The 19878-nt window shown below is 68.6% G+C and carries 15 protein-coding genes; all 15 read right to left on the bottom strand.

What is annotated here, in order from left to right; genetic code table 11:
* Positions 1 to 54 precede the first annotated feature (54 nt).
* Complete coding sequence (locus tag D187_RS22260) at positions 55 to 348, bottom strand: hypothetical protein (protein WP_155893506.1); 294 nt, start codon at positions 346 to 348, stop codon at positions 55 to 57.
* Positions 349 to 497: 149 nt separating this feature from the next.
* Positions 498 to 641, bottom strand: a complete 144-nt coding sequence (locus D187_RS55380) for a hypothetical protein (RefSeq protein ID WP_002622853.1) — start codon at positions 639 to 641, stop codon at positions 498 to 500.
* A gap of 94 nt (positions 642 to 735) precedes the next feature.
* A complete protein-coding gene (locus tag D187_RS22255; protein ID WP_002622852.1) occupies positions 736 to 936 on the bottom strand; it encodes a hypothetical protein in 201 nt (66 codons plus the stop codon).
* Positions 937 to 1704: 768 nt separating this feature from the next.
* On the bottom strand, positions 1705 to 1935 hold the full coding sequence (locus D187_RS58035) for a hypothetical protein (protein WP_245591784.1): 231 nt from the start codon (positions 1933 to 1935) through the stop codon (positions 1705 to 1707).
* 33 nt (positions 1936 to 1968) lie between these two features.
* Positions 1969 to 2163 (bottom strand): hypothetical protein, encoded by a 195-nt coding sequence (locus D187_RS58030; RefSeq protein ID WP_245591783.1) that lies wholly within the window; start codon positions 2161 to 2163, stop codon positions 1969 to 1971.
* Positions 2164 to 2273: 110 nt separating this feature from the next.
* On the bottom strand, positions 2274 to 2906 hold the full coding sequence (locus D187_RS55370) for a hypothetical protein (RefSeq protein ID WP_155893505.1): 633 nt from the start codon (positions 2904 to 2906) through the stop codon (positions 2274 to 2276).
* Between the two features lie 8 nt (positions 2907 to 2914).
* Positions 2915 to 6955 (bottom strand): DUF6531 domain-containing protein, encoded by a 4041-nt coding sequence (locus D187_RS22245; RefSeq protein ID WP_002622849.1) that lies wholly within the window; start codon positions 6953 to 6955, stop codon positions 2915 to 2917.
* Positions 6955 to 8256 carry a tetratricopeptide repeat protein gene (locus D187_RS58825; protein ID WP_002622848.1) on the bottom strand — a complete coding sequence of 434 codons (1302 nt, stop codon included), beginning with the start codon at positions 8254 to 8256 and terminating at the stop codon, positions 6955 to 6957. Before D187_RS58825 ends, D187_RS22245 begins: the two co-directional genes overlap by 1 nt.
* 28 nt (positions 8257 to 8284) lie before the next feature.
* Positions 8285 to 10402 (bottom strand): type VI secretion system Vgr family protein, encoded by a 2118-nt coding sequence (locus D187_RS22235; RefSeq protein ID WP_051256471.1) that lies wholly within the window; start codon positions 10400 to 10402, stop codon positions 8285 to 8287.
* 172 nt (positions 10403 to 10574) lie between these two features.
* A complete protein-coding gene (locus tag D187_RS22230; RefSeq protein WP_081713799.1) occupies positions 10575 to 11411 on the bottom strand; it encodes a transposase zinc-binding domain-containing protein in 837 nt (278 codons plus the stop codon).
* Positions 11412 to 11593: 182 nt separating this feature from the next.
* Entirely contained in the window at positions 11594 to 12127 is a 534-nt protein-coding gene (locus D187_RS22225) for a peroxiredoxin family protein (protein WP_002622845.1), read from the bottom strand.
* Between the two features lie 101 nt (positions 12128 to 12228).
* The gene (locus D187_RS22220) at positions 12229 to 13509 is read right to left on the bottom strand and encodes an amidohydrolase family protein (protein WP_002622844.1); all 1281 of its coding nucleotides are present in this window, start codon (positions 13507 to 13509) and stop codon (positions 12229 to 12231) included.
* Positions 13510 to 13696: 187 nt separating this feature from the next.
* Positions 13697 to 17587: a DEAD/DEAH box helicase gene (locus D187_RS22215; protein ID WP_002622843.1), complete on the bottom strand. Its 3891-nt coding sequence runs from the start codon at positions 17585 to 17587 to the stop codon at positions 13697 to 13699.
* A 99-nt stretch (positions 17588 to 17686) separates the two neighbouring features.
* A complete protein-coding gene (locus D187_RS22210; RefSeq protein WP_002622842.1) occupies positions 17687 to 18301 on the bottom strand; it encodes a glutathione S-transferase family protein in 615 nt (204 codons plus the stop codon).
* Between the two features lie 112 nt (positions 18302 to 18413).
* Positions 18414 to 19877 (bottom strand): glutamate synthase subunit beta, encoded by a 1464-nt coding sequence (locus D187_RS22205; protein ID WP_002622841.1) that lies wholly within the window; start codon positions 19875 to 19877, stop codon positions 18414 to 18416.
* Between the last annotated feature and the right edge of the window lies 1 nt (position 19878).

Here is a 19878-nt window from a genome sequence, read left to right as displayed (position 1 = left end):
AGGACCCGGTCTCCGAGGTGGGAGCCGGGCCCTTCGTGCGTCAGTGGGGTCCGCCTAGTTGTTCATCGTCTTCGCGAGCGCCAGGAAGCAGTCGAAGATCTTCTGGGCGAGGTCCTGCCGCTGGCCGTCATCCATGGCGTGAACGGTCGCCGCGAAGTCTCCTTTCCCATCCTTCACGATGGCTTGCACGGCCCGCCAGGACTCGACGGGCAGATTCGCTTCCTCCACGAGGGACAACTCTTGGAGGGCGATCACCAGTCGCCCTTCGAGCGTCCCGTCCATCACAGCCATTGTGTTCACCGTTTCGCGCAGCAGCTTCCAGCCGTACTCGTGTTGGCTCATAGACATGACGTGCCATCCTAGACCATGTCCCGTAGCAGAAGCGCCCAGCCCCACCCGCAGAGTCCGGCGCAAGACATGAAAGGGGCCCGGCCTCCGAGGTGGAGACCGAGCTCTTCGTGCATCCGGACAGCGGCCGCGTCAGTGGATGGCGGCCTTCACCACCCCCCTCCCCTTCGCCGCGTCTCCACCCGCGCCGGGGCGCCCGGCGGCAGCGGCCGGCGAGCGCCTTCCACCGCCAGCATCGCGGTCAGGTTCCAGTCGATGAGCCGCTCGTTGTCCTCACTCTTCCTGGGGGCCATGGTCGGGAACACCTCGAAGGGCGTGGGGGCACTCCAACGTGCTGAACCGCAGTGGTGGGCCCCCTTGCTCCATCCATGGCTGCCCGCGCCGGAATCAGCACTCCGCGGCAGGGTGCCCCCAGGGGTTGGAGGCGGGGGTCTGCTGCAGCAGGGCCTCGAGCCGCCGGGCCCGGGTGCTAGCGCTCTCGTGACTCGGAGCGAGGGGGGGCCGGACCGTGACGCGCAGGCGTGCCGCCTGATGCGCGAGGCGCTGCTCCACCTCCGGAGACCAACGAGCGAACTCGAGCCATTCCATGTGCGTTCTCCCTGTGGGATTGCCTGTGCGCGCATCCATGCGCCCTCTGGACGTGTGGGTTCATTACGCTCAGCGTCAGGGAAGGCAGGGAATGACGGGTTGCCAACCTTTCGCGCTTCACACGTTCCTGTTTTGTGACAGAGGAACGGAAGGCGGAGGACTCGAATCGGAGACCGGAGCGGAAAGGGTGTCGAGAGGGTGTCAAAGAACTCGTTCCGACACCTCTCGCGCTCCAAGTCGTTCCGACGAGGTCCTCTCTGCCCAGCGTCAATTACTTTTTCCCCTTGGCGACAATTACACTTCCCCATCGGGTTGATGTCCTGACTGCGTTCACTTCGTCGTCGCCGTAGTCGTCGTCACGTCCAGCGGAGCCTCTGGGTCGGGCACCTCCTGTGCTGTGGACAGGGCCGTGTGGAGGGAGAGGGCTGGAGCCGAGGGGGCGAGGAGGGCTGCGGACGGGTGTCATGAGGGCTGTGTGCCGGGCCAGAGGAGACGCGGTGCAGCCCCATGGGGCACACGCCGGCCCAGAGGGCCCCTCCAGGGGGCGGCCACAGGGGTGTGGGCGTCTTTGGCAGCGTGACGGCTCGAGGCTCAACACCACGTGTGCTGGGGTGGCCCCCGCGCTGCGGCCAGCGGCAGCAGGCCGCGTGGGCAATGACAGGTGCTCCAGAATGGCGCGCACGGCGTTGGGTGCCTTCAGGTATGCCAACACCCGGCGCTTGCCTCCACACCAGGCACAGGTGAAGACGTCCACGCCGAACGTCCTCCTCAGCAGTTGCGCCTGGTCCACTCGCGGTGTCCTCTTCTTCTTCGGCTCCTTGCCGAGCGCTGCCTCAGGTGCCTCGCTCGCCCCCTCCTCACCTGCTTGGGGGAGAAGACGTAGATGGTGCGCCGCCGCGCCGCGAACGTGGTGGGCCCCACGAGCGCGGAGAAGACCGGGTCCTCGTTGTACTCGCGCATGGACACCACCCACAGGTCGGTGCCGTAGCGGCGCATCAACGTGGGCAGGGCCGTGTCCAGCCGCTCGCGCAGCTACGCCCGCTGCCGCTCCGCCTGCTCGCGCAGGGTGCCAAAGGGCCTCACCAAGGCCGCCGCCTCCAGCGCCTGGACCGGCTGGGAGGGAGCCGACGCCGGGGCCGTCGTGGCACAGGCGGACAGCGGCAGGAGCGGGAGGGACGCGAGGAGCCGAAGCCGGAGCATCTTCATGATGGTGCGGCAGCTTCGCACGCCCCCTTCCTGATCCCAGATGACGCCACCTCCACACTCGCCCACACCAGCGACCTCGCCGACACGTAGCGCTCGCGCCAGTGCTCCGACTCCAATTCATCATGGGTATCTCACCACGCTGGAATTTTGTGGATCGAGCTGGTTTCAATCAGCTCAACATCCAGCTCGTTCGCGGCCGCCTCGACAAACCTGATCGAGCTCCTCTTGTTCTGACCGAGGCTCAATAAATGAAGCCCGAACTCTCCCCATCGCCAAATACAGGCATGAGAGGAGTGCTGCAGAACGAAGCCCAGAGGCTTCGCTCCAATTTGTTTTCCTTGAAAAAGTGTTCTCAAAAGCGCTTGGGGTTCTGGCGACGGGCTCCTTCCGTAACGTCTGTGCAGCGCCTGCTTCTTCAGCGCATGCCGAAGATGCTGGAGATTTTCCAGTTCCTCGAGCAAGCCTGAATCGGGAGAGTCAAAGGAGACACATCCGTGAGATGCCTCTTTTCGCACGACCTCAAACAAAGGGCGCTCAGCCGTGTGAACCAGAGGAACGAAGTCCGGCCCTGACGACAAAACAACCGAGGTTCGCAGCATCCGCTCGACCAAGGACTGGCCCTCTCGAAAGCGATCAAAACCAGAAGGACCAAGGCGAGATGCCTTGTAGACGATCAAATAGCATTCAGCCCAAGAGAGGCTTTCTCTCCAGTCCGGTACTTCGACGCTCAGGCGTTCCTGCCCATCCGTGATGAAGATCCCCACAAAACACCTCAATACTTTCCGGGATAGGTAATGATGACTTCATCACCTTTTCTATTAACCGAGTGAATGTGCGGCGACTCGTGATGAGCTGGATGACCAGGACCGATCATATCGGGATGCCCATCTGGATGATCCATGAAGTGTGCAGTGCTATTCGGATCTCTCCGGCCCAGATTCGAGGCTCCATCCTTTTTGAGGCTACCGAAGTTAGGGCCTTTGCTTGTGGGGTTCAGGTCATCAAACCCGATAACTTGACCGCCCCGGGAGATTCTCGGAACCTGTGCATGCTGCTGAGCAAGCCTCATCGCATGAGTGCGTGACTTCGCACGAATAACCTTGGATCCGCACTTGGCCAGCCCCAGCGGATCAATGGCCGAGAGCGGATCCTCGGGGTAGCCATAGAGACGAGGCCCAGCCTCCAGGCCCAACGGATCCTGGCTGATGTAGCGTCCGACGTCGGCGTCGTAGTAGCGAAAGCGGTTGTAGAGGAGGCCCGTCTCCTCGTCCTCGTACTGTCCCGGCCAGCGCCAGGAACAGACCTGGAGGGCCACGTCGGCTTTTCCCACCCCGAAAGCGTCTAACTGCATCCGCCATGCGAGCTGCCCCAGTTCATCGTACATCTCAGTGGGTGCACCCAAGTAGTCCGTCACCACGGAGTAGCGCCCTGTTGAATCCTCTCGAACCAGAGGAGAAAAACCTTCCGGTTCGAACAGCCACGTGATGACACTCTCAGATGAGGCCACCTCATGCAAAGGCACATGTCCATCCCACAAGAAACGCACCTCTCGCGCAGCGGAGGACAGGCCTTCCACCGATGCACCCAGCAGCACCTTCCGGGTGCGCCGGGCAAGGGCGTCATACCCAAATTGCACACGGGCCCCATCCGGTCGCTGGACCTCGCGCAGCAAGCCCGCCCCATTCCAGCCATAGCGCCAGGAGCCCTGCGGGGTGCGCTTCTCCGTCAGGTTACCGTCGGCGTCATAGGTGTAGTGGGTGCCCGCCACCTCCATCAAGCGCCCACCCGGGGCATAGCGCCTGTCCTCCCGCCCAGGATGACGATAGAGGTTCCCCACCGCGTCCATGGCCCGGTGCTGAAGGTTCCCATCAGGCCGCCGCTCCCCCACCAACCGTCCGCGGGCGTCATGCAGGTACTCGGTAAGGCCGTGTGCCGAGTCCGCCATGGCCGCCAACTGCCCTGCGGGACGCCAACGCCAAGTGCGTCGGGCGACCGTCCCGCCTCCCACCAAAATCCGTCTTTCGGTGGGACGGCCCGCGTCGTCATGCCGCCAGGATGCCTCCACGCCGCCCGGCAGCCACCGCGCGATCTCCAATCCGCCCGCGTCGCGCTCCATGCGAACGGACCACTCCGCCCGCCCGGGCGAGGTGTATGTCAGCCCCATCACCGCCCCCAGCGCGTCCCTCGTGAGTTTCTGGTGCGCGCCCAGGGAGCTCTCGACCTCCACCCGGTGGCCCGAGGGGGCGTAGCGCGACGTCACCTGCCCATCCGCCTGCGTCTCGGACACAACCCGGCCCAGCGCGTCCCGCGCCAGCGCGACCTTGCCCGACTCGTTCTCCGCCTCCACCAGTGACCCATCCGCCCGGTAGCGGAAGGCGCGGAAGGAGCCATCGTCGTACTTCACCCGCGTCAGCCGTCCGGCCTCGTCGTAGACATGGTGGCGTTTCCTGCCACTGGGCTGTGTGGCCCGGCTCATCCGCCCGGCTGCATCGTAGTCGTACTGCCACGCGGCTCCGTCGAAGCCCTCCTCGCGCATCACCCGGCCCAACGCGTCCCGGTTGAAGCGGTACACCTCGCCCGCCTCGTTCGTCACCTCCACCAGCCGGCCTTCGGCGTCGTGACGCCAGGACAGGCGGGTGCCCGCCTCCTCCCGAAGCGCGGGCCAGTGGAAGCCCTCGTATCCCAGACGCACCTGCCGCAGCGGGCCCTTCACCTCCTGGAGGTTGCCCTCCGCGTCGTAGTGGCCCTCCCAATGCTCCTGGCCCGGCCCCTCCACTCGAGTGGGTCTGTCCAGCAGGTCGTACCGCACGTGCTCCTCGCCACCACGTGCGTCGCGAAGGAACACCCTTCGGCCTCGCCGGTCATACGCCAGACGGACCTGGCCTCCCGTGGGGAGACGTACACGGGTCGGGTTGAGGTATTCGTCATACCCATACTCCGTCCGCGCTCCCGCGGCGTCCACCTCCGCCACCACCAAGCCGTCCGCATACTCCCAACGCCGCGTCTCCCCCAGGGGGTTGGTCTCCTCCAACCGCTGGCCCCATGCGTCGTAGCGCCAGCGCCACGTGCCGCCATTGGCATCCGTGGCCTCCTCCGGCTGGTTGTGCGCGTTGTAGTGCACCTCCACCGTGGCGCCGTCTGGCCCCTGCACCTTCGTCTGATTGCCTCGCGCGTCATAAGCGTAACGGGTGGTGTGGCCCAGTTCATCCGTCTCCGCCACCAGCCGCAGCGCCCGGTCGTAATCCTTGCGTGTCTCCCCGCCCAGGGCATCCACCTGCCGCACCACCACCCCGCGCCCGTCCGACTCATACGTGGTGGTATGGCCCAGCGAATCCGTCACCTCGGTGACCCGCGCTTGTTTGTCGTAGCGCAACCGATGGTTGAAGATGTTTCCATCCCCCCACGTGCGCAGACACCACGCCTCCGGGCTCTGTCCGTCGTACTCGAAGTGGAAGGACAGTCCCGTCCTGTCCGTCTCCTTCACCAGCAGCCCGCCCTCGTAGGCATAACGAAAGGGTTGGTCCAGGGCGTCCCGCGCCTCCACGAGCTGTCCCGCCTCCGAGTACACGTAGCGGTTGTGCGTCACCTGTCCCGGCTCGCGCGGATGCGGCAGCGCCACCCGGATGAGCCGGCCCGCCGCGTTGCTTTCGAACAGCACCCGCCGACCGGCGCTGTCCCTCACCCAGCGCAGACAGCCCTGGCCGTCGTACTCGTACTCCACCGCGTGGCCCACCCGGTCGCGCGTGCGCACCACCCGGCACACGCCTGGCCTTCGCGCTCCGGGCACTTGGCGCAACTCATGCGTGAGCCCTTCCGCGGACTCCACCTCCCAGCGCAGTTCCGCCACCCGGGACAACGTCACCCGGTCCGTGGGTGAGTAGAGCTCCGCGCCCACCGGCATGCGCTTGCGTGGAAAGCCCGTGGTGTCGAATTCGAGTTCCCGCCCATCCTCCGCCCGGTACACCACCCGCCCGTCCTCCTCCCACACCGCGAGGTCCAGCGAGTGGTTCCACCCATACCCCATCGCCGTGTCGCGCCAAGCCAGGCTGGAGGAGTAGTGCCGTGTGAAGCGCAGCGGAATGGGCCCCGGCAACTCCCAGTCCGTCGCCTCCGTCACCACTCGTCCCGTCACCACGTCCACCGGGTGCCCGGTCAACGTGCAGAGGGCCTTGTGCACCCGGTCGCGCGCACGCTGGCTCATCCCCAGCGAGTCCATGACACGGGCCGCCTTGCGGTGGATCCGGTCGGACAACGCCTTCATCCTCCGGCTGCTCTTCTGCAGCTTGCGCGCCTTCTTCAAGCCCTTGAGCAATCCCCCCATCGCCAGCTTCATCGCCAGCCCCGACATGGAGATGGTGGGCGGGCCCCCCACGAAGACGGGAGGCCCCACCGGAATGGACAATGCAATGGACGTGGGCAACAGCAGCGTCTTGGCCCCCGGCCCCTTCTTGCGCGGCGGCGAGGGCAGGCCGATGTCCTGACAGCTCAACACCGGCAGCAGCATGTAAGTGAAGGGCTCGTCCTCCACCACCACGGTGGAACTGCCCATGAAGGTCTCGTTCTCGTTGCCCGGGGGCTTGGCGAACACGCCTCCAATCGGGAAGTGTGGCGGCAGCGTGCGTCCACCCGTGCCCGCCTGCGCCCTCGGCAACCCGTTCACCTTCACCGTCGCCCCGATGAAGGGCAGGTAGTCGAACGGATCGAACACGATGCCGATGTGCGGGTGGGGAATGGGCACCACCGGCCCCGGCGGGGTGATGATGAAGTGGATGTCCACGCCGAGCACGGGGTCGAGGTGCTTCACCGCGAGCATTACTGCACTCCCCCGGCCGGAGTCTCCGGCCGCCAGTCCGTTCCCAGCACCGACTCGACTTCCCGCTCCATCGCCCGAGCCGCCCCCGGCCCTCGCCGCTCATGACTCAAGCGCACCAGTGCCTCCGCCACGTAGGGCAGGGTCGAGGTGTCCCGCGTCCCGGCATCCATGGCCCTGCCCACCTCCCACGCCCGCTGGCCGTGCGCCAACGCCCGCTCGGACTCCTTCTGGACCTCGCAGCACCAGCTCGCCATCCGCCAGCACTCCAGTTCCATGCGCGCGTCCTTCACCTCACGCGCCAGCGGCACCGTCTCCTCGTACAGCGCCGCCGCCTGGGCGTATTCCTGGGCCATCACCCGCGCGGCGCCTTGCGCCATGCGAGCCTTGAGGCGCAGGAGGGGACCCTCGGGCTCGCCCTTCGCGGCCGATTCTCCCGCCGCCACCTCCGCCTGCTGGTAGTGCGCGAGCGCCTCTCTCGGCCGCTGCGCTCCCAACAGCGCGCCCCCCATCACGAAGCGGGCCGTCACCCCCAGCGCGTGAAACCCATGCTCCGCCGCCACAGCCACCGCCTGCGCTCCCAGCGCCTCCACCTTCCCCACGTCACCACGCGTCGCCGCGTTGCCCATCCGCACGAAGAGTTCACGGAACTGCCCTCCCGGCGTGTCCACGTGCCCGGCTTCCCGTGAGAGTTCCTCCAGCGCCCGCCCCATGTCCAACTTCGCCGGAATCGTCACCACCCGCTCGGACAGCCACTCCGCCAGCGGCTCCAGCGCCAACGTCCTCGCGTCATCCAGCACCACCAGCCGGACATGGGGGGCGTTCGCCTTGCGCACCGTACGCCGCAACCACTCGAGCCAAGCAGCCGCGTCCACTCCACGCGTCGGCATCAACACCAGCACCAGGTGCTCACACAGGTGCTCGTACTGGCGCCAGAGGGACTCGCACGCGGCCAGGAAGACGTCCTCGTCCGCCATGCCCCCCTTCACCGCGGGGCAGCGCCAGCCCGAGAGCCCCTCCTGCTCCAGCCCGGCACGGCTCTCCTCCGCCAGCCGCACCAGCGCCTCGCACAGTGTCTGGCCGTAGCGCGCCGGCTCATCGAAGGGCTCCTCCAGGCGCAGGAAGAGGTCCGGACATTCTCCGAGCCGCTCGTCCTCCTCTTTGCGCAGGAAGGCCTCCACCATGCGCACCTCGTCCGGCTCCACCACCCAGCGCAGCAGCCGCGCCTCGGGCAATTGGGCGAACTCCGTCCACTGGTCGTGCAGCACGTCCAAGCGCCGCTCCACCGCGTTCTTCTTCACCATGGGGCTTCTCCCAATGCGTCCGCGAGCGCTACCCGCCATCATCGGCGGGCGTGGGAGCGGTGGGCTGCGCATCCGCCGGGGCCTCGGGTTGGGTCAGCTTCACCCCCCGGCCATCGAGCGCCGCGCCTCCACTGTTGAGGTTGAGCACCGTGCCCATCACGGAGATGCTGGCCGGGTCGAGGGTGATGAAGTTGGCCCCCACCTTGAGCGTCAATCCCTGGGTCGCGTCGATCACCACCGTGGGGGCACTCAGGTGAATTTCCTGGCCCGCCGCCAGCGCGTGGTTGAGCCCCACGTGCACCTGCAAATCCTCGCCCACGGACAGAGACCAGGAGGCGCCCACCCGTTCGTTGCGGTTGCCACCCACCCGCAGGTGGCTGTCCGCGTCCACCAACTCCTTGCGGCTGGCCTTGATGTGGATGTGCTGATGGCCCGGCCCATCGATGCCGCCCACCAGCAGCTTCACGTCGCCTCCGACGTGCTCCTGACTGTCGCGGTGTACCTTGAGACTCTTGTCCCGCGACACCTCCTCGTTCTGGTCCCGCTTGATGCTCTGGTGCCGGTCGTTGAGGATGTCCTCCAGGGAGTCGTTCTTGACGTGAACGTCCATGTTGCGCTGCGAGTGGATGAACACCTGCTCGGCGCCCTTCTTGTCCTCGAAGCGCAGCTCGTTGAAGCCACCGCCCCCCGGCGACGAGTTCGTCCGCATGGAACTCTTCGTCTTGGCGTCCGGCAGGGGATGGGGTGGCGGGCTGGTGCCATTGTACACGCGTCCGGTGATGAGGGGCCGGTCCGGGTCACCCTCGATGAAGTCGACGATGACTTCCTGGCCAACGCGGGGAATGAACATGCCGCCCCACGACTCTCCGCCCCAGGGCTGGCTCACCCGGACCCAGCAGGAACTCTTGTCGTTGCGCTGCCCCTGCCGGTCCCAGTGGAACTGGACCTTCACCCGGCCGTGCTCGTCGACATGGATCTCCTCGCCCGCAGGACCCACCACGAGGGCGGTCTGGACCCCGCGGACCACGGGCCGGGGGGTACGCCTGGACGGCCGGAAGGGCACCTTCGCGGAAAGGCATGAGAAGGTGTTGGAATAGCTGAACGCACTGGACGGCGCCTCCTCGTCCAGCACCTGTGGCTGATGCCCCCGGTGCTCCACATGCGTCAGCAGGTAGCGGATGTTGAAGTCCCCTCGCGCGTGCTCTGCGAGCGTGAAGAAGGAGCCGGGAACCAGCCGCTCGCAATCACTCTCGCCGTGGCCCACCTTGCGCCGGGCCTGCAACTCCTCCAGCCGGAGCTTCGCGATGCCGCCCCCCTTGGCCGAGGAGCCCCGGGTGGGATCCTGGTACTCGCCCGGATAGTCATACACTTCCAGGTCCGTATCCTGTTCGGCCTCATGCTCGGCGTCCATGGGCAGGTCCGGCTTCTTGAAGTTGAAGTCGCGCAGACTCACCAAGCCGGATTGGATTTCCTCGGAGAAGCGAAAGCCGACCACCTGCTCCACCTCGGTGACGAGCCCGCGCTCGTGACGGAAGACGAGCGCCTCGGTCCCCGCGATAGGTTGGCAGGCGCTCGAGTCATCCCCCATGACGAGTACATGCATGTCCGCACGGTGCTCGAAGAAGTGGAAGATGCCGTCCTCCTCCATGAGCCGGGAGAGGAAATCCCAGTCGGATTCGCGGTACTGCACACAGTAATTGCGTGGCTCGTACGTACCGCTCAGCCGCAACTCGAAGTACTCGCTGGAGACGCCCGCCTTGCGCAACACCTGCTTGAGGATGTCGGGGGTGGAGAGGTCCTGGAAAATGCGATTGTCCCGCCGGTGCCTCAGGCGCCACACCAGGGGCACCAGGGTGGCCTGGTAGCGGGTGTAGCGCGGGTGACTGCCCACCTGCTCGAAGCGCGAGACGATGCCGTGGACATGCCGAGGCGCCTGTTCTCCCTCGATTGTCAGCAGGGCCTGTTGGCCCACCACGTCCGAGAAGCTCAGCGCGGACTCCTCGCAAGCCAGTTCGAGCTGAAACTCATAAAGGCTCGACAACTCCTCGTGTCCGGAGAAGCGCACGACACGCAGTTCGACCGCGCAACCCGAGGCCTCGAACCGGAACAAGGAGGTGCTACCCGCCACGGAAGTACGTGCGACCATGGGAGTAACCCTATGACATTCCAAGTGTACAATTAAAGAGGCTGGAGCCTTGTCTGGATTGTTTCCGATCCGTCTGGACAATTACACACGTAGCCTCGGCCCCCCCGGTTCGCATACAAACCTCGCGTCTGCTCATCGCGGCCTGAGTCTCGCCACCTGCATCCACAAGGGCTCACGCGTGGTCGACTCCCCACCCGCGCCACCCCGGCGTATAGGCGGAATGGGGGCCGTGTGGAGGGAGAGGGCTGGAGCCGAGGGGGCGAGGAGGGCTGTGGACGGGTGTCATGAGGGCTGTGTGCCGGGCCAGAGGAGACGCGGTGCAGCCCCATGGGGCACACGCCGGCCCAGAGGGCCCCTCCAGGGGGCGGCCACAGAACGGCTCGAAGCGCACGCCACCCTCCTCCGGCACGAAGACGCCGTCCGGCACCAGCGAGTGGAAGTGAGGCGTCACTTGCAACGCCGAGCCGAAGAACTGGATGAACGACACGGCCCCGGCCTGCCCACCCCGCAGGCCCTGCCGCCGTGCCCTCCGGCGCTGCAGGGCGAACACCGCGCGCAAGAAGACAGTGAGGACGTCCGAGAGCAGTCCCACGTCCTTGAGCAACACCCAGCGCACCCGGTGCGGAAAGGACAGCGTCCACTGCCGGTAGGGCACGTGCGGCAGCACCCGCTCCATCAGGTGCACCGCCGTCATATGCGCGCGCTTCGCGTTGCAGGAGGGACAGACCCCTCGCCCCTTGCACGAGAAGGCGACAAGAAGCTCGTCCTTGCAACTCTCGCAGCGCACCCGCGCGAAGCCGTGCGCCAACACTCCACACTCCAGGTACCTGGCGAAGTCCCGCTCCACGTACCGGGGCAGGCCGCGCCCCAGCTCGCTCGCCTCCGCCAGCAGCGTGGCCAGATGGTCCCTCACCGCCGCATACCACACCGTCCCCTCCGGCTGTCTCCGCCGGTACTCCCACCCGCGCTCCCCCACCTGCCCCTCCCCGGCCACACCTCGCCAGGGCACACGCTACCGCCAGTCTCCCACGAAACTCCGCCAGCTTCCCTCTGGGAGTACCAGGCGGCGGGTTCGATTCCCGCCGCCTCCAGGTGCTGACCCGGCCCGCTCCACGTGACCCCGCAGAGCGGACGCGCGCCACGCACTGGGCCCCTCGAGGCCCAGCGGGCCAGCGCGTGGGTCAGCGCCTGTTACTTCGCGGGAGCCTTCGTCGCGTCCTTCGCCGCCGCGTCGGCCTTCTTGCGCAGCGGGCAGGCGGCAATGGCGGCCTTGGGATCGATGGCGTCCTTGCCCTCGTCCACCTTGAGGATCTTGCGCTCCTCGCCAATCACGAACGTGTAGCGATTGGCCAGGTTCATCACCGGCATCTTCACGTCATAGAGGCTGGTGAGCGTCGCGTCCGGATCCGGCACGAAGGCGAAGGGCGCCTTGAGCGACTCCTTGAACTTCACCAGATCCTGCGGTGCGTCCGTGCTCACGGCGAGCAACTGCCCGTCGAGCTTCTGCAAGTCCGCGTACCGCTCCGTGTACGCCGCGAGTTCCTTCGTGCAGCCGCCGGTGAAGGCCTTGGGGAAGAAGGCGAGGATGACCGGACCCGTCTTCACCATCTCCGACAGGGTGTAGCTCTTGCCGGAGGTGTCCTTCACCGTGAAGTCCGGCGCGACCTGGCCGACCTGGGGGGTGGCTCCCATGAGGAAGCCCGCTACGAGCATGGAATTGAGCATGCCCGGAGGCTTATCACTTCCCGCCCGGGTGTACCCAAGCCCCCACCCTGTCGGCCTGTCCACCGGTCATCTGGGCCCGGAGCGCCCCTTACCGCCAGGCTTCACTTCTCTCCCATGCGCGCCCAGATGGCGGCGGCGGCCTCCCGCGCCTGCTCGGCCACCACGGATGGGTTGACCGAGAGGGGCCGGCGCGCCCACACCCGCCACACCCCATCCACCATCACCGACTCCACATGGCGCGAGCCCAGGCCGAACACCACGTGCCACGCCAGGTTCTCCGCCGTGAGCGGCGTGGCCGGCAGGTAGTCCATGACGAGCAGGTCCGCCACCGCGCCCTCGCGCATGGCGCCAATCTGCAACCCGAAGGCCTGCGAGGCCAGGCGCTGGCCATTGGCCAGGTAGCGCAACACGTCGATGGGCTGTCCCGCGTCGCGCGAGCGCAGCCACGCCGCCTGGGCCTCGGCGAACATGTCCGCGCTCACCCCGTCCGCCCCCAGCGTCGCCCGGTGGCCGAACTTCAGCGCCGGCGCATAGCCCACCTCGGACTCCATGTTGGAGCGCGGCGTGTGCACGAGCCACGCCCCCGTGGGCAACAACTGCGCGAGCTCCGGCCACGCCAGGTGGCCCACGTGCACCAGCACCGTCTGGGGAGACAGCAGCCCGCCCTCCACCAGCCGCGCCACCGGAGAGCCGCCGTAGCGCTCCACCGACAGTTTCTCGTCCAGCGGATCCTCCGCCAGGGGCACGTGCAGGCCCACGCCCGTGCTCTTCACCGCCTCGGTCAGGCCCTCCAGGGCCTCCTTGCCCACGGTGAACAGCGGCGCCGCGCCCACCTGCCCGCGCAGCCGGCCCCGCGCCTTGCGCGCGAAGGACACCGTCTCGTCCAACCCCTCCTCGCGCCCCAGCGCTCCCCGGCGATCCGACACCGCGTAGGAGAGCACCCCGCGCACGCCCACCTCGTGCAGCCCGCGGGCCGCGCGCAAGAGCGAGCCCTGGACGGCCCGGGGCGAGGAGTGCAGATCGAAGAGCGTGGTGGTGCCGCACTGCAGCGCCTCCACGCCCCCCGCCGTGGCGGCCACCTGCACCGCGTCCAGGTCCAGCGCGTCCTCGTAGCGCCAGCGCACCTTGTCCACCAGTTCCTGGTAGCCCTCGAGCTTCGGCCGGGGCATGCCCCGCCCCAGGCTCGCGCTCAGCCGCTGGTGCGCGCTCACCAGGCCCGGAAAGACGAGCTTGCCCGAGAGCGCCACCACCTCGTCGTCCGGCGCCGCCTGGAGGTCGGGACCCCGCGCCACGATGCGCTCGCCCTCGATGCGCAGGTCCACACGCTCGACGTGCGCCGGCTCGAGTTCGACGACGATGCCACCTTTCAGGAGCGTGCCCAACCCGTCCCTCCAGTCAATCCGCGGCCATTTCACCGGTCCGGCGTCCGCGAGCCCGCCCCAGACGCCGATTCCGATGGGCACCCTAGCACTGCCCCCGCGCGCGCGTCCTCCCCTACCCGCTCTTCCCCCCCGCGACGAGGCGGCGGAGGGAGGCCGCCCGCGAAGCACTCCGCGCGAAAACCTCCGCTCAGCCAGCACGCTCCCCATCGGCGCTCGCGCGCAAGAGGCCCAGGAGTTGCTCGGTGGAGAGCGCCGCGGCCCCGTCCGCGTCCGACAGCAGGCTGCTGGCCAGGTCGCGCTTCTCCTCATGCAACGCGAGGATCGCCTCCTCGATGGTGCCCTCGGCGATGAGGCGCATCACCGTGACGGGCCGGGTCTGGCCGATGCGGTGGGCCCGATCCGTGGCCTGATCCTCGGCCGCCGGGTTCCACCAGGGGTCCAGGTGGAAGACATGGTCCGCCGCGGTGAGGTTGAGGCCCGTGCCGCCCGCCTTCAGGGAGATGAGGAAGACATCCCCCTCACCGCCCTGGAAGGCCGCCACGCGTGCCTCCCGCTCGGCGGCCGGTGTCCCCCCATCCAGGTATTGCGAGGACACGCCCCGCGCCTCCAGGGCCTCGCGCACCAGGGTCAGGTGCTTGACGAACTGGCTGAAGACGAGCGCCCGGCCCCCCTCGGCGCGCAGCCCGTCCACCAGCTCCAGCAGGCGCTCCAGCTTGGAGGACGGCACCGGGGAGTCCGCGTCCACGAACCGCGGGTGACACGCCGCCAGCCGCAAGCGCGTGAGGGCCGCCAGCACCGCGAAGCGCTTCTCCGGGCCCTCCGCCTTCGCGATGCGATCGAGCGCCGCCAGGCGCGTGTCCTCGTACAGCCGGCGCTCCGCCTCGGACAGGGTGATGGGCACCACCGTCTCCACGCGGGCGGGCAGCTCGCGCGCCACCTGCGCCTTGGTGCGCCGCAACAGGAAGGGCCGCACCAGCCGCGCCAGCGCCGCGCGCGCCTCGGGATCCTTGTCGCGCTCGATGGGTCCCGCGAAGCGCTGGCGGAAGGACTCCCGGCTGCCCAGCAGCCCCGGAAAGACGAGCCGGAAGAGACTCCACAGCTCCGACAGGCGGTTCTCCACCGGCGTGCCCGAGAGCGCGATGCGCGCCTCGGCCTGGAGCGAGCACAACGCCCGGGCCCGGGCCGTGTCGGGATTCTTCACCGCCTGGGCCTCGTCCAACACCAGCGTGGCGAAGGACACGGGCGTGAAGCGCTCCAGCTCGCGCGTCAGCAGGCCGTAGCTCACCACCACCACGTCCCCCGGGCCCACACGGGACAACAACGCCTCGCGCTCCGCGTCCCGGTAGGCATGCATCTTCAAGGACGGCGTGAAGCGCTCCGCCTCGCGCAGCCAGTTGAAGCACACCGAGGTGGGCGCCACCACCAACGCGGGGCCCTCGTGCGCGCGGCGCAGCAGCAGCGCGAGCGTCTGCAACGTCTTGCCCAGCCCCATGTCGTCCGCCAGGCACCCTCCCCCACCCCACTCGGCCAGCCGTGCCATCCACTCGAAGCCCTCGCGCTGGTAGTCACGCAGCTCGGCCCGAAGCCCGGCGGGCACCGGCACCTCCAAGCGCCCCGCCTTCCGGATGCGTCCGGCCAGCCGGCGCCAGTCCGGAGGCGCCTCGACGTCGGCGCCCGCCTCGGCCAGCGCGTCCAGCGCGGGCACCGCCGCCGCCCCCACTTCCCAATGGCCACGCGAGGCATGCGCCACGTCCGCCAGCGGCTGGAGTTGCCCGCGCAGCGCCTGGGTGATCCGCAGCCACCGGCCCTTGCCCAGGGGGACGTACCGGTGGCCCCGCCGCAGCGCGTCCAGCAGCACCGCCAGTTCCACCCGCTCGTCCTCGACCTTCACACCCCCTTTCACGCTGAACCAATCCCGCTCCCGCTGCACCGACACCTTCAACCCCTTTGCCTCCGGTGTCCGCACCAGGCGCCAGGGACGCTCCTCCCACTCCACGTCCCACGCGGGGCGCTCCGGCTCCTCCAGGCGCTCCAGGAAACCAAGCGACGCCTCCGCCCCCATCAGCTCGAAGCGGCCCGGCTCCACCATCGGCAGGCCCAGCCACTGCATCGCCGTGGCCACCCGGGCCCGCTCGTCCTCCAGGTTCCGGCGCGTCCACACGCGCTCGCCCTCGCGCGAGCCCCGGACGATGTCGACCCCCTCTCCCGGCACTCGGGGCCGAGCCCCGGACAGGGGCCGCGCGAACCACTGTCCCTCCAGGGACTCCGCTCCCGTGGGCCGCAGGCGCAGCAGCAGTCCCGGCTCGGCCGGTACCTCGCGCCCTTCCAGGGAGGGTGGCAGGGAGAGTGGAAAGGCCGACTCCACGCCGCCGAGCCGATCCAACAGCTCCGCGCGCCACGCGAGCGGCAGCCGGCCGCCCTGCTCCACCACGGTGCTCAACACCGCCATGGCCGCGGGAGAGACGGACACCAGCACCAACTCCGGCGGCTCGGGCGCCTCGCCGTGCACGAGCAGCCACGGCAGGGGAGAGCGGTCGCGCAGCTTCTCCCGGGCCCACTCCAGCACCGCGAGGCCCTCCACGCTCGGCTCCACCCACAGCTCGTCCTCATCCGGCTCCCCCTCATCGAGAGAGAAGCCGAGCGGCAGGGCGCGCACCCGGAGTGGAGTGTCCCGCCGTGAGTCGAGCACCAACCGGTGGCCGTGCGCGAGCAGCTTCAAGGCCTGCACCAGCAAGGGGTGACGCTCGGCCGCGCCGTATTGCCGCTCCATCAACAGGCACAGCTCGAGCGCCTGCTCTTCCTCGGGGCAGGTGAGAAGCTCACGGGCCTCGGCCGTGTCACGGGGCGACACGAGGCTCCCCTTCGACACGCCTCCCTTCTTCGCGGGCCGGTGCAGCAGGGGCCGCAACCGGGGCGCGCCGGACTCCACCCCTTCCAGACGGAAGCTCACCTGGGCGCCCGAAGCCGGAGCGGAGCGGACGTCCGCCAACACCCGGGCCTTGTCCAGTGCCTCCAGGAGCTTGCGGCCCGGCTCCACGAAGAGCCGCTCGGCGAGCCGGGCATTCTCCTCCGCCCGCCGCGTCTCGCTCAGGGTCTCCATCACCCGGTCCAGCGCGGACACGGCATGCACACAGCGCGCGGGACGCGAGGGATCGCAGTGCGAGCACACCACCGCCTCCCCGCCCTCGAGCACTCGCGACAGCTCCACCCTCACCGCCCGCGAGGCAGGCGCCTCCCCCACCGTCATGTGCGCATGGCCAGGAGGCAGCTCGTACACGAGGAAGGCGGGAGGCTCGCCATGAATGACGAAGGTGAGGGAACTCGTGGGCAGCTCCCGGGGCACGACGTGCTCACGCACCCGGGCCCGGAGCCGGTGCAGCGCCTGGACCAGGGGAGCGAGGCGCGCGTCCGTGGGAGGTGGAGGCCCTGGATGGAGACGCTCGCGCTCCAGTCCCCGACGCACGGACTCGACCTCGGCCTCCACCCGGGCCCAGGCCGCGCGTTCCAGCACGTCAATGCGAGGGGGATTCAGGAAGGAGGGCCGCAGGGTCCCGTCCAGGAGCGAGACCAGGGGGTGATGGGCGATCCGGAACAGGAGGTGGAGCCACTCGGTCGAGTGAGGCAGGAAGGGCTTCACCTCCATCAGGGGCACGCGCACCAAGTGGGCAACCTGATGCTCCGCCAGCCACGCCCGTACCTGTTCTGGAGTCCGCGGCCGCGACGAGGTGGACTCGGCGGGCTTCTCGGGCGCCTGGGCCCTGTTCCACACCAGGGCCAGCGCCACCAGATGCTCGCAGAACCCACTCAGGAGGTAGCGCTCGCAGGAGCAATCCCCATCCAGGCCCTGCTCGTCCACGGAGAGCACGACGTCGTGGAGCGCTCGGCCCGGGCCTCGGACATCTCCCTCCAGGCCCGTGGGCGTCACCGACCACTTCGTCACGCCCCCCGAGTCCGCCAGCTCCTCGCCCCGGGCGTAGACCCGGGCCTCCACGAGTTCTCTCAACCGAGACGGCGTGAGCCAGGAAGACAGCCGGGAGGGGAAGGACGAGGACGACTTCGCAAGTGGTTGCCGCGACATGACCTCCAGGATAACTCCCGGAGGCGCTGGGGGCTCGTTTCCGAACCCGCCATCATGCAGGGCAGCCGGGAAGGCACCGTCCCGCCGGAGAGACCCGGACTACCCCGTGACCTTCTTCCACGAGGGGCGGGCGCTGATGCGCCGCCACCAGGAACTCACGTGGGGACGCTCGGTGATGAGCGAGGCATGGGGCGTCATCGAGAGGTACTGCAGGTAGGGCAGCCAACAGATGTCCGCGAGCGAGAAGAGATCCCCCGCGAGGTGGCCCTGCGACAGGAGGGCCCGGTCGACGACGTCGAGTGCCCGGGCACAGCCATCCCGGCCCTTGTTCACCTTGTCCAGGTCGGGCTTGCCGCCGCGCTTGAACACCAGCTCACGGACGATGTCCATGCAGTGGGGCGTGAAGTTGGACTGCTCGACGCTGATCCACTGCTCCATGCGGCCGAGCGAGGGGTAGTCACTGGGGGTGAGCTTGGGGCCCGGCAGCCGCGCGTCCAGGTAGCGGATGATGGCGCGCGACTCGTACATCGAGAAGCCGTCATCCTCCAGGAAGGGAACGACGCCGAAGGGATGCTTGGCCAGGTACTGGGGCGACTTCTGCTCGCCCTTCATGAGGTCCACCAGCACGAACTCGTGCGACGTGTGACCCTTCTCCGCCAGCGTGGTGAGCACCTTGCGGGTGCAGGTGCTCATCGGATGACCGTAGACCTTCATGTGTGCGCCTCCTCGAGGGGGGTTGAAGCGGCGCGAGGCTAGCGAAGACCCCGCGCGCTCACCCCGCCTCGATGCGTCCAAGGACGGGAAGCACACACTTCAGCCGGGCGCCTCAGCCGACGGCGCAGTCCTTGCCGCGCGTGGGCAGCGCGGAGGTGCCCCGGGAGAGGTACGCGTCGACGGAGCGGGCCGTCTCGCGCCCATCCGCGAATGCCCAGACGACGAGGCTTGCCCCGCGGCTCGCATCACCCGCGCAGAACACACCGTCCGCCGAGGTGGCGAAGTGGGAGTCCACCTGCACGGTGCCCCGGGGAGTGAGCTTCACCCCCAGCTCCTCGGACAGCGTGTGGCTGTCCGTTCCCGTGAAGCCAATGGCGAGCACGAGCAGGTCCACCGGGTGGGCCGTCTGCGAGCCGGGAATCTCCGCGAGCGCGGGCTTGCCGTCCGTCCCGGTCGTCAGCTCCACCTTCACCGAGTGCAAGGCCTTGAGCTGGCCGTCCTGCCCCTCCAGGCGCTGGGTGACCAGACCGAACTCGCGCTGGCCGCCTTCCTCCTGGCTGGACGAGGTGCGGAAGACGAGCGGCCAGCGGGGCCACGGGTTGTTCAGCGCCCGCACCGCGGGGGGCGGGGGCGCGTACGACACCTGCATCACGTGCGCCGCGCCCTGACGCAGCGCCGTACCCAGGCAGTCCGAGCCCGTGTCGCCACCGCCGAGGATGATCACCCGCTTGCCGGCCGCGTTGAACCGGGGCTCGAGCGAGGCGAGCCCTGCCACCACCCGGTTCTGGTGCGTCAGGTAGTCCATGGCCATCACCACGCCGGACAGCTCGCGCCCGGGCACGGGGAGATCCTTGCCGCGCTGGGCGCCCACGGCCAGCACCAGCGCGTCGTACTGCTCGCGCAACGCGCGCCAGCCCGGCTCGCGGCTCACGTCCACGCCGCAGCGGAACTCGATACCCTCCTGCTCCAGGAGCTTGATCCGCCGGTCGATGACGGACTTCTCCAGCTTGAAGTCGGGGATGCCGTAGCGAAGCATGCCGCCCGGACGGTCATCCCGCTCGAACACGGTGACGTGGTGACCCGCCTGGTTGAGCTGCGCCGCCGCCGCGAGCCCCGCCGGGCCCGAGCCCACCACCGCCACGCGCTTGCCGGTGCGGTGCGCGGGCGGATGGGCCTTCACCCACCCTTCCGCGAAGGCGCGCTCGATGATCTCCTTCTCCATCTGCTCGATGGTGACGGGATCCTGATCGATGCTGAGCACGCACGCGGCCTCGCAGGGCGCGGGGCACAGGCGGCCGGTGAACTCGGGGAAGTTGTGGGTGCCGCTGAGCGCGAGGAAGGCCTCCTTCCACTTGCCCCGGTACACCGCGTCGTTGAACTCGGGGATGGGATTGCCCAGCGGACAGCCCTGGTGACAGAAGGGCACACCACAGTCCATACATCGCCCCGCCTGCCGCTTCGCCTCGTCGGCGGGCAGGGGGAGGGTGAACTCGCGCCAGTCCTTGAGGCGCTCGGACTTCTCCCGCTTCGGCGCGGGCACGTGCTGCCACTCCTGGAAACCCGTCGTCTTGCCCATG

This window comes from Cystobacter fuscus DSM 2262, assembly GCF_000335475.2.
In the GTDB taxonomy this organism is placed as follows: Bacteria; Myxococcota; Myxococcia; order Myxococcales; family Myxococcaceae; genus Cystobacter; species Cystobacter fuscus.
This window is presented reverse-complemented; position numbering and strand designations above follow the sequence as displayed.

Bases quoted from the DNA above. Each gene is read 5' to 3' on its own strand.
- D187_RS22260 (WP_155893506.1), bottom strand. From the start codon at position 348: ATGTCTATGAGCCAACACGAGTACGGCTGGAAGCTGCTGCGCGAAACG.
- D187_RS22225 (WP_002622845.1), bottom strand. From the start codon at position 12,127: ATGCTCAATTCCATGCTCGTAGCGGGCTTCCTCATGGGAGCCACCCCC.
- D187_RS22215 (WP_002622843.1), bottom strand. From the start codon at position 17,587: ATGTCGCGGCAACCACTTGCGAAGTCGTCCTCGTCCTTCCCCTCCCGG.
- D187_RS22235 (WP_051256471.1), bottom strand. From the start codon at position 10,402: ATGGTCGCACGTACTTCCGTGGCGGGTAGCACCTCCTTGTTCCGGTTC.
- D187_RS55380 (WP_002622853.1), bottom strand. From the start codon at position 641: ATGGCCCCCAGGAAGAGTGAGGACAACGAGCGGCTCATCGACTGGAAC.
- D187_RS22205 (WP_002622841.1), bottom strand. From the start codon at position 19,877: ATGGGCAAGACGACGGGTTTCCAGGAGTGGCAGCACGTGCCCGCGCCG.
- D187_RS22245 (WP_002622849.1), bottom strand. From the start codon at position 6,955: ATGCTCGCGGTGAAGCACCTCGACCCCGTGCTCGGCGTGGACATCCAC.
- D187_RS58825 (WP_002622848.1), bottom strand. From the start codon at position 8,256: ATGGTGAAGAAGAACGCGGTGGAGCGGCGCTTGGACGTGCTGCACGAC.
- D187_RS22210 (WP_002622842.1), bottom strand. From the start codon at position 18,301: ATGAAGGTCTACGGTCATCCGATGAGCACCTGCACCCGCAAGGTGCTC.
- D187_RS22255 (WP_002622852.1), bottom strand. From the start codon at position 936: ATGGAATGGCTCGAGTTCGCTCGTTGGTCTCCGGAGGTGGAGCAGCGC.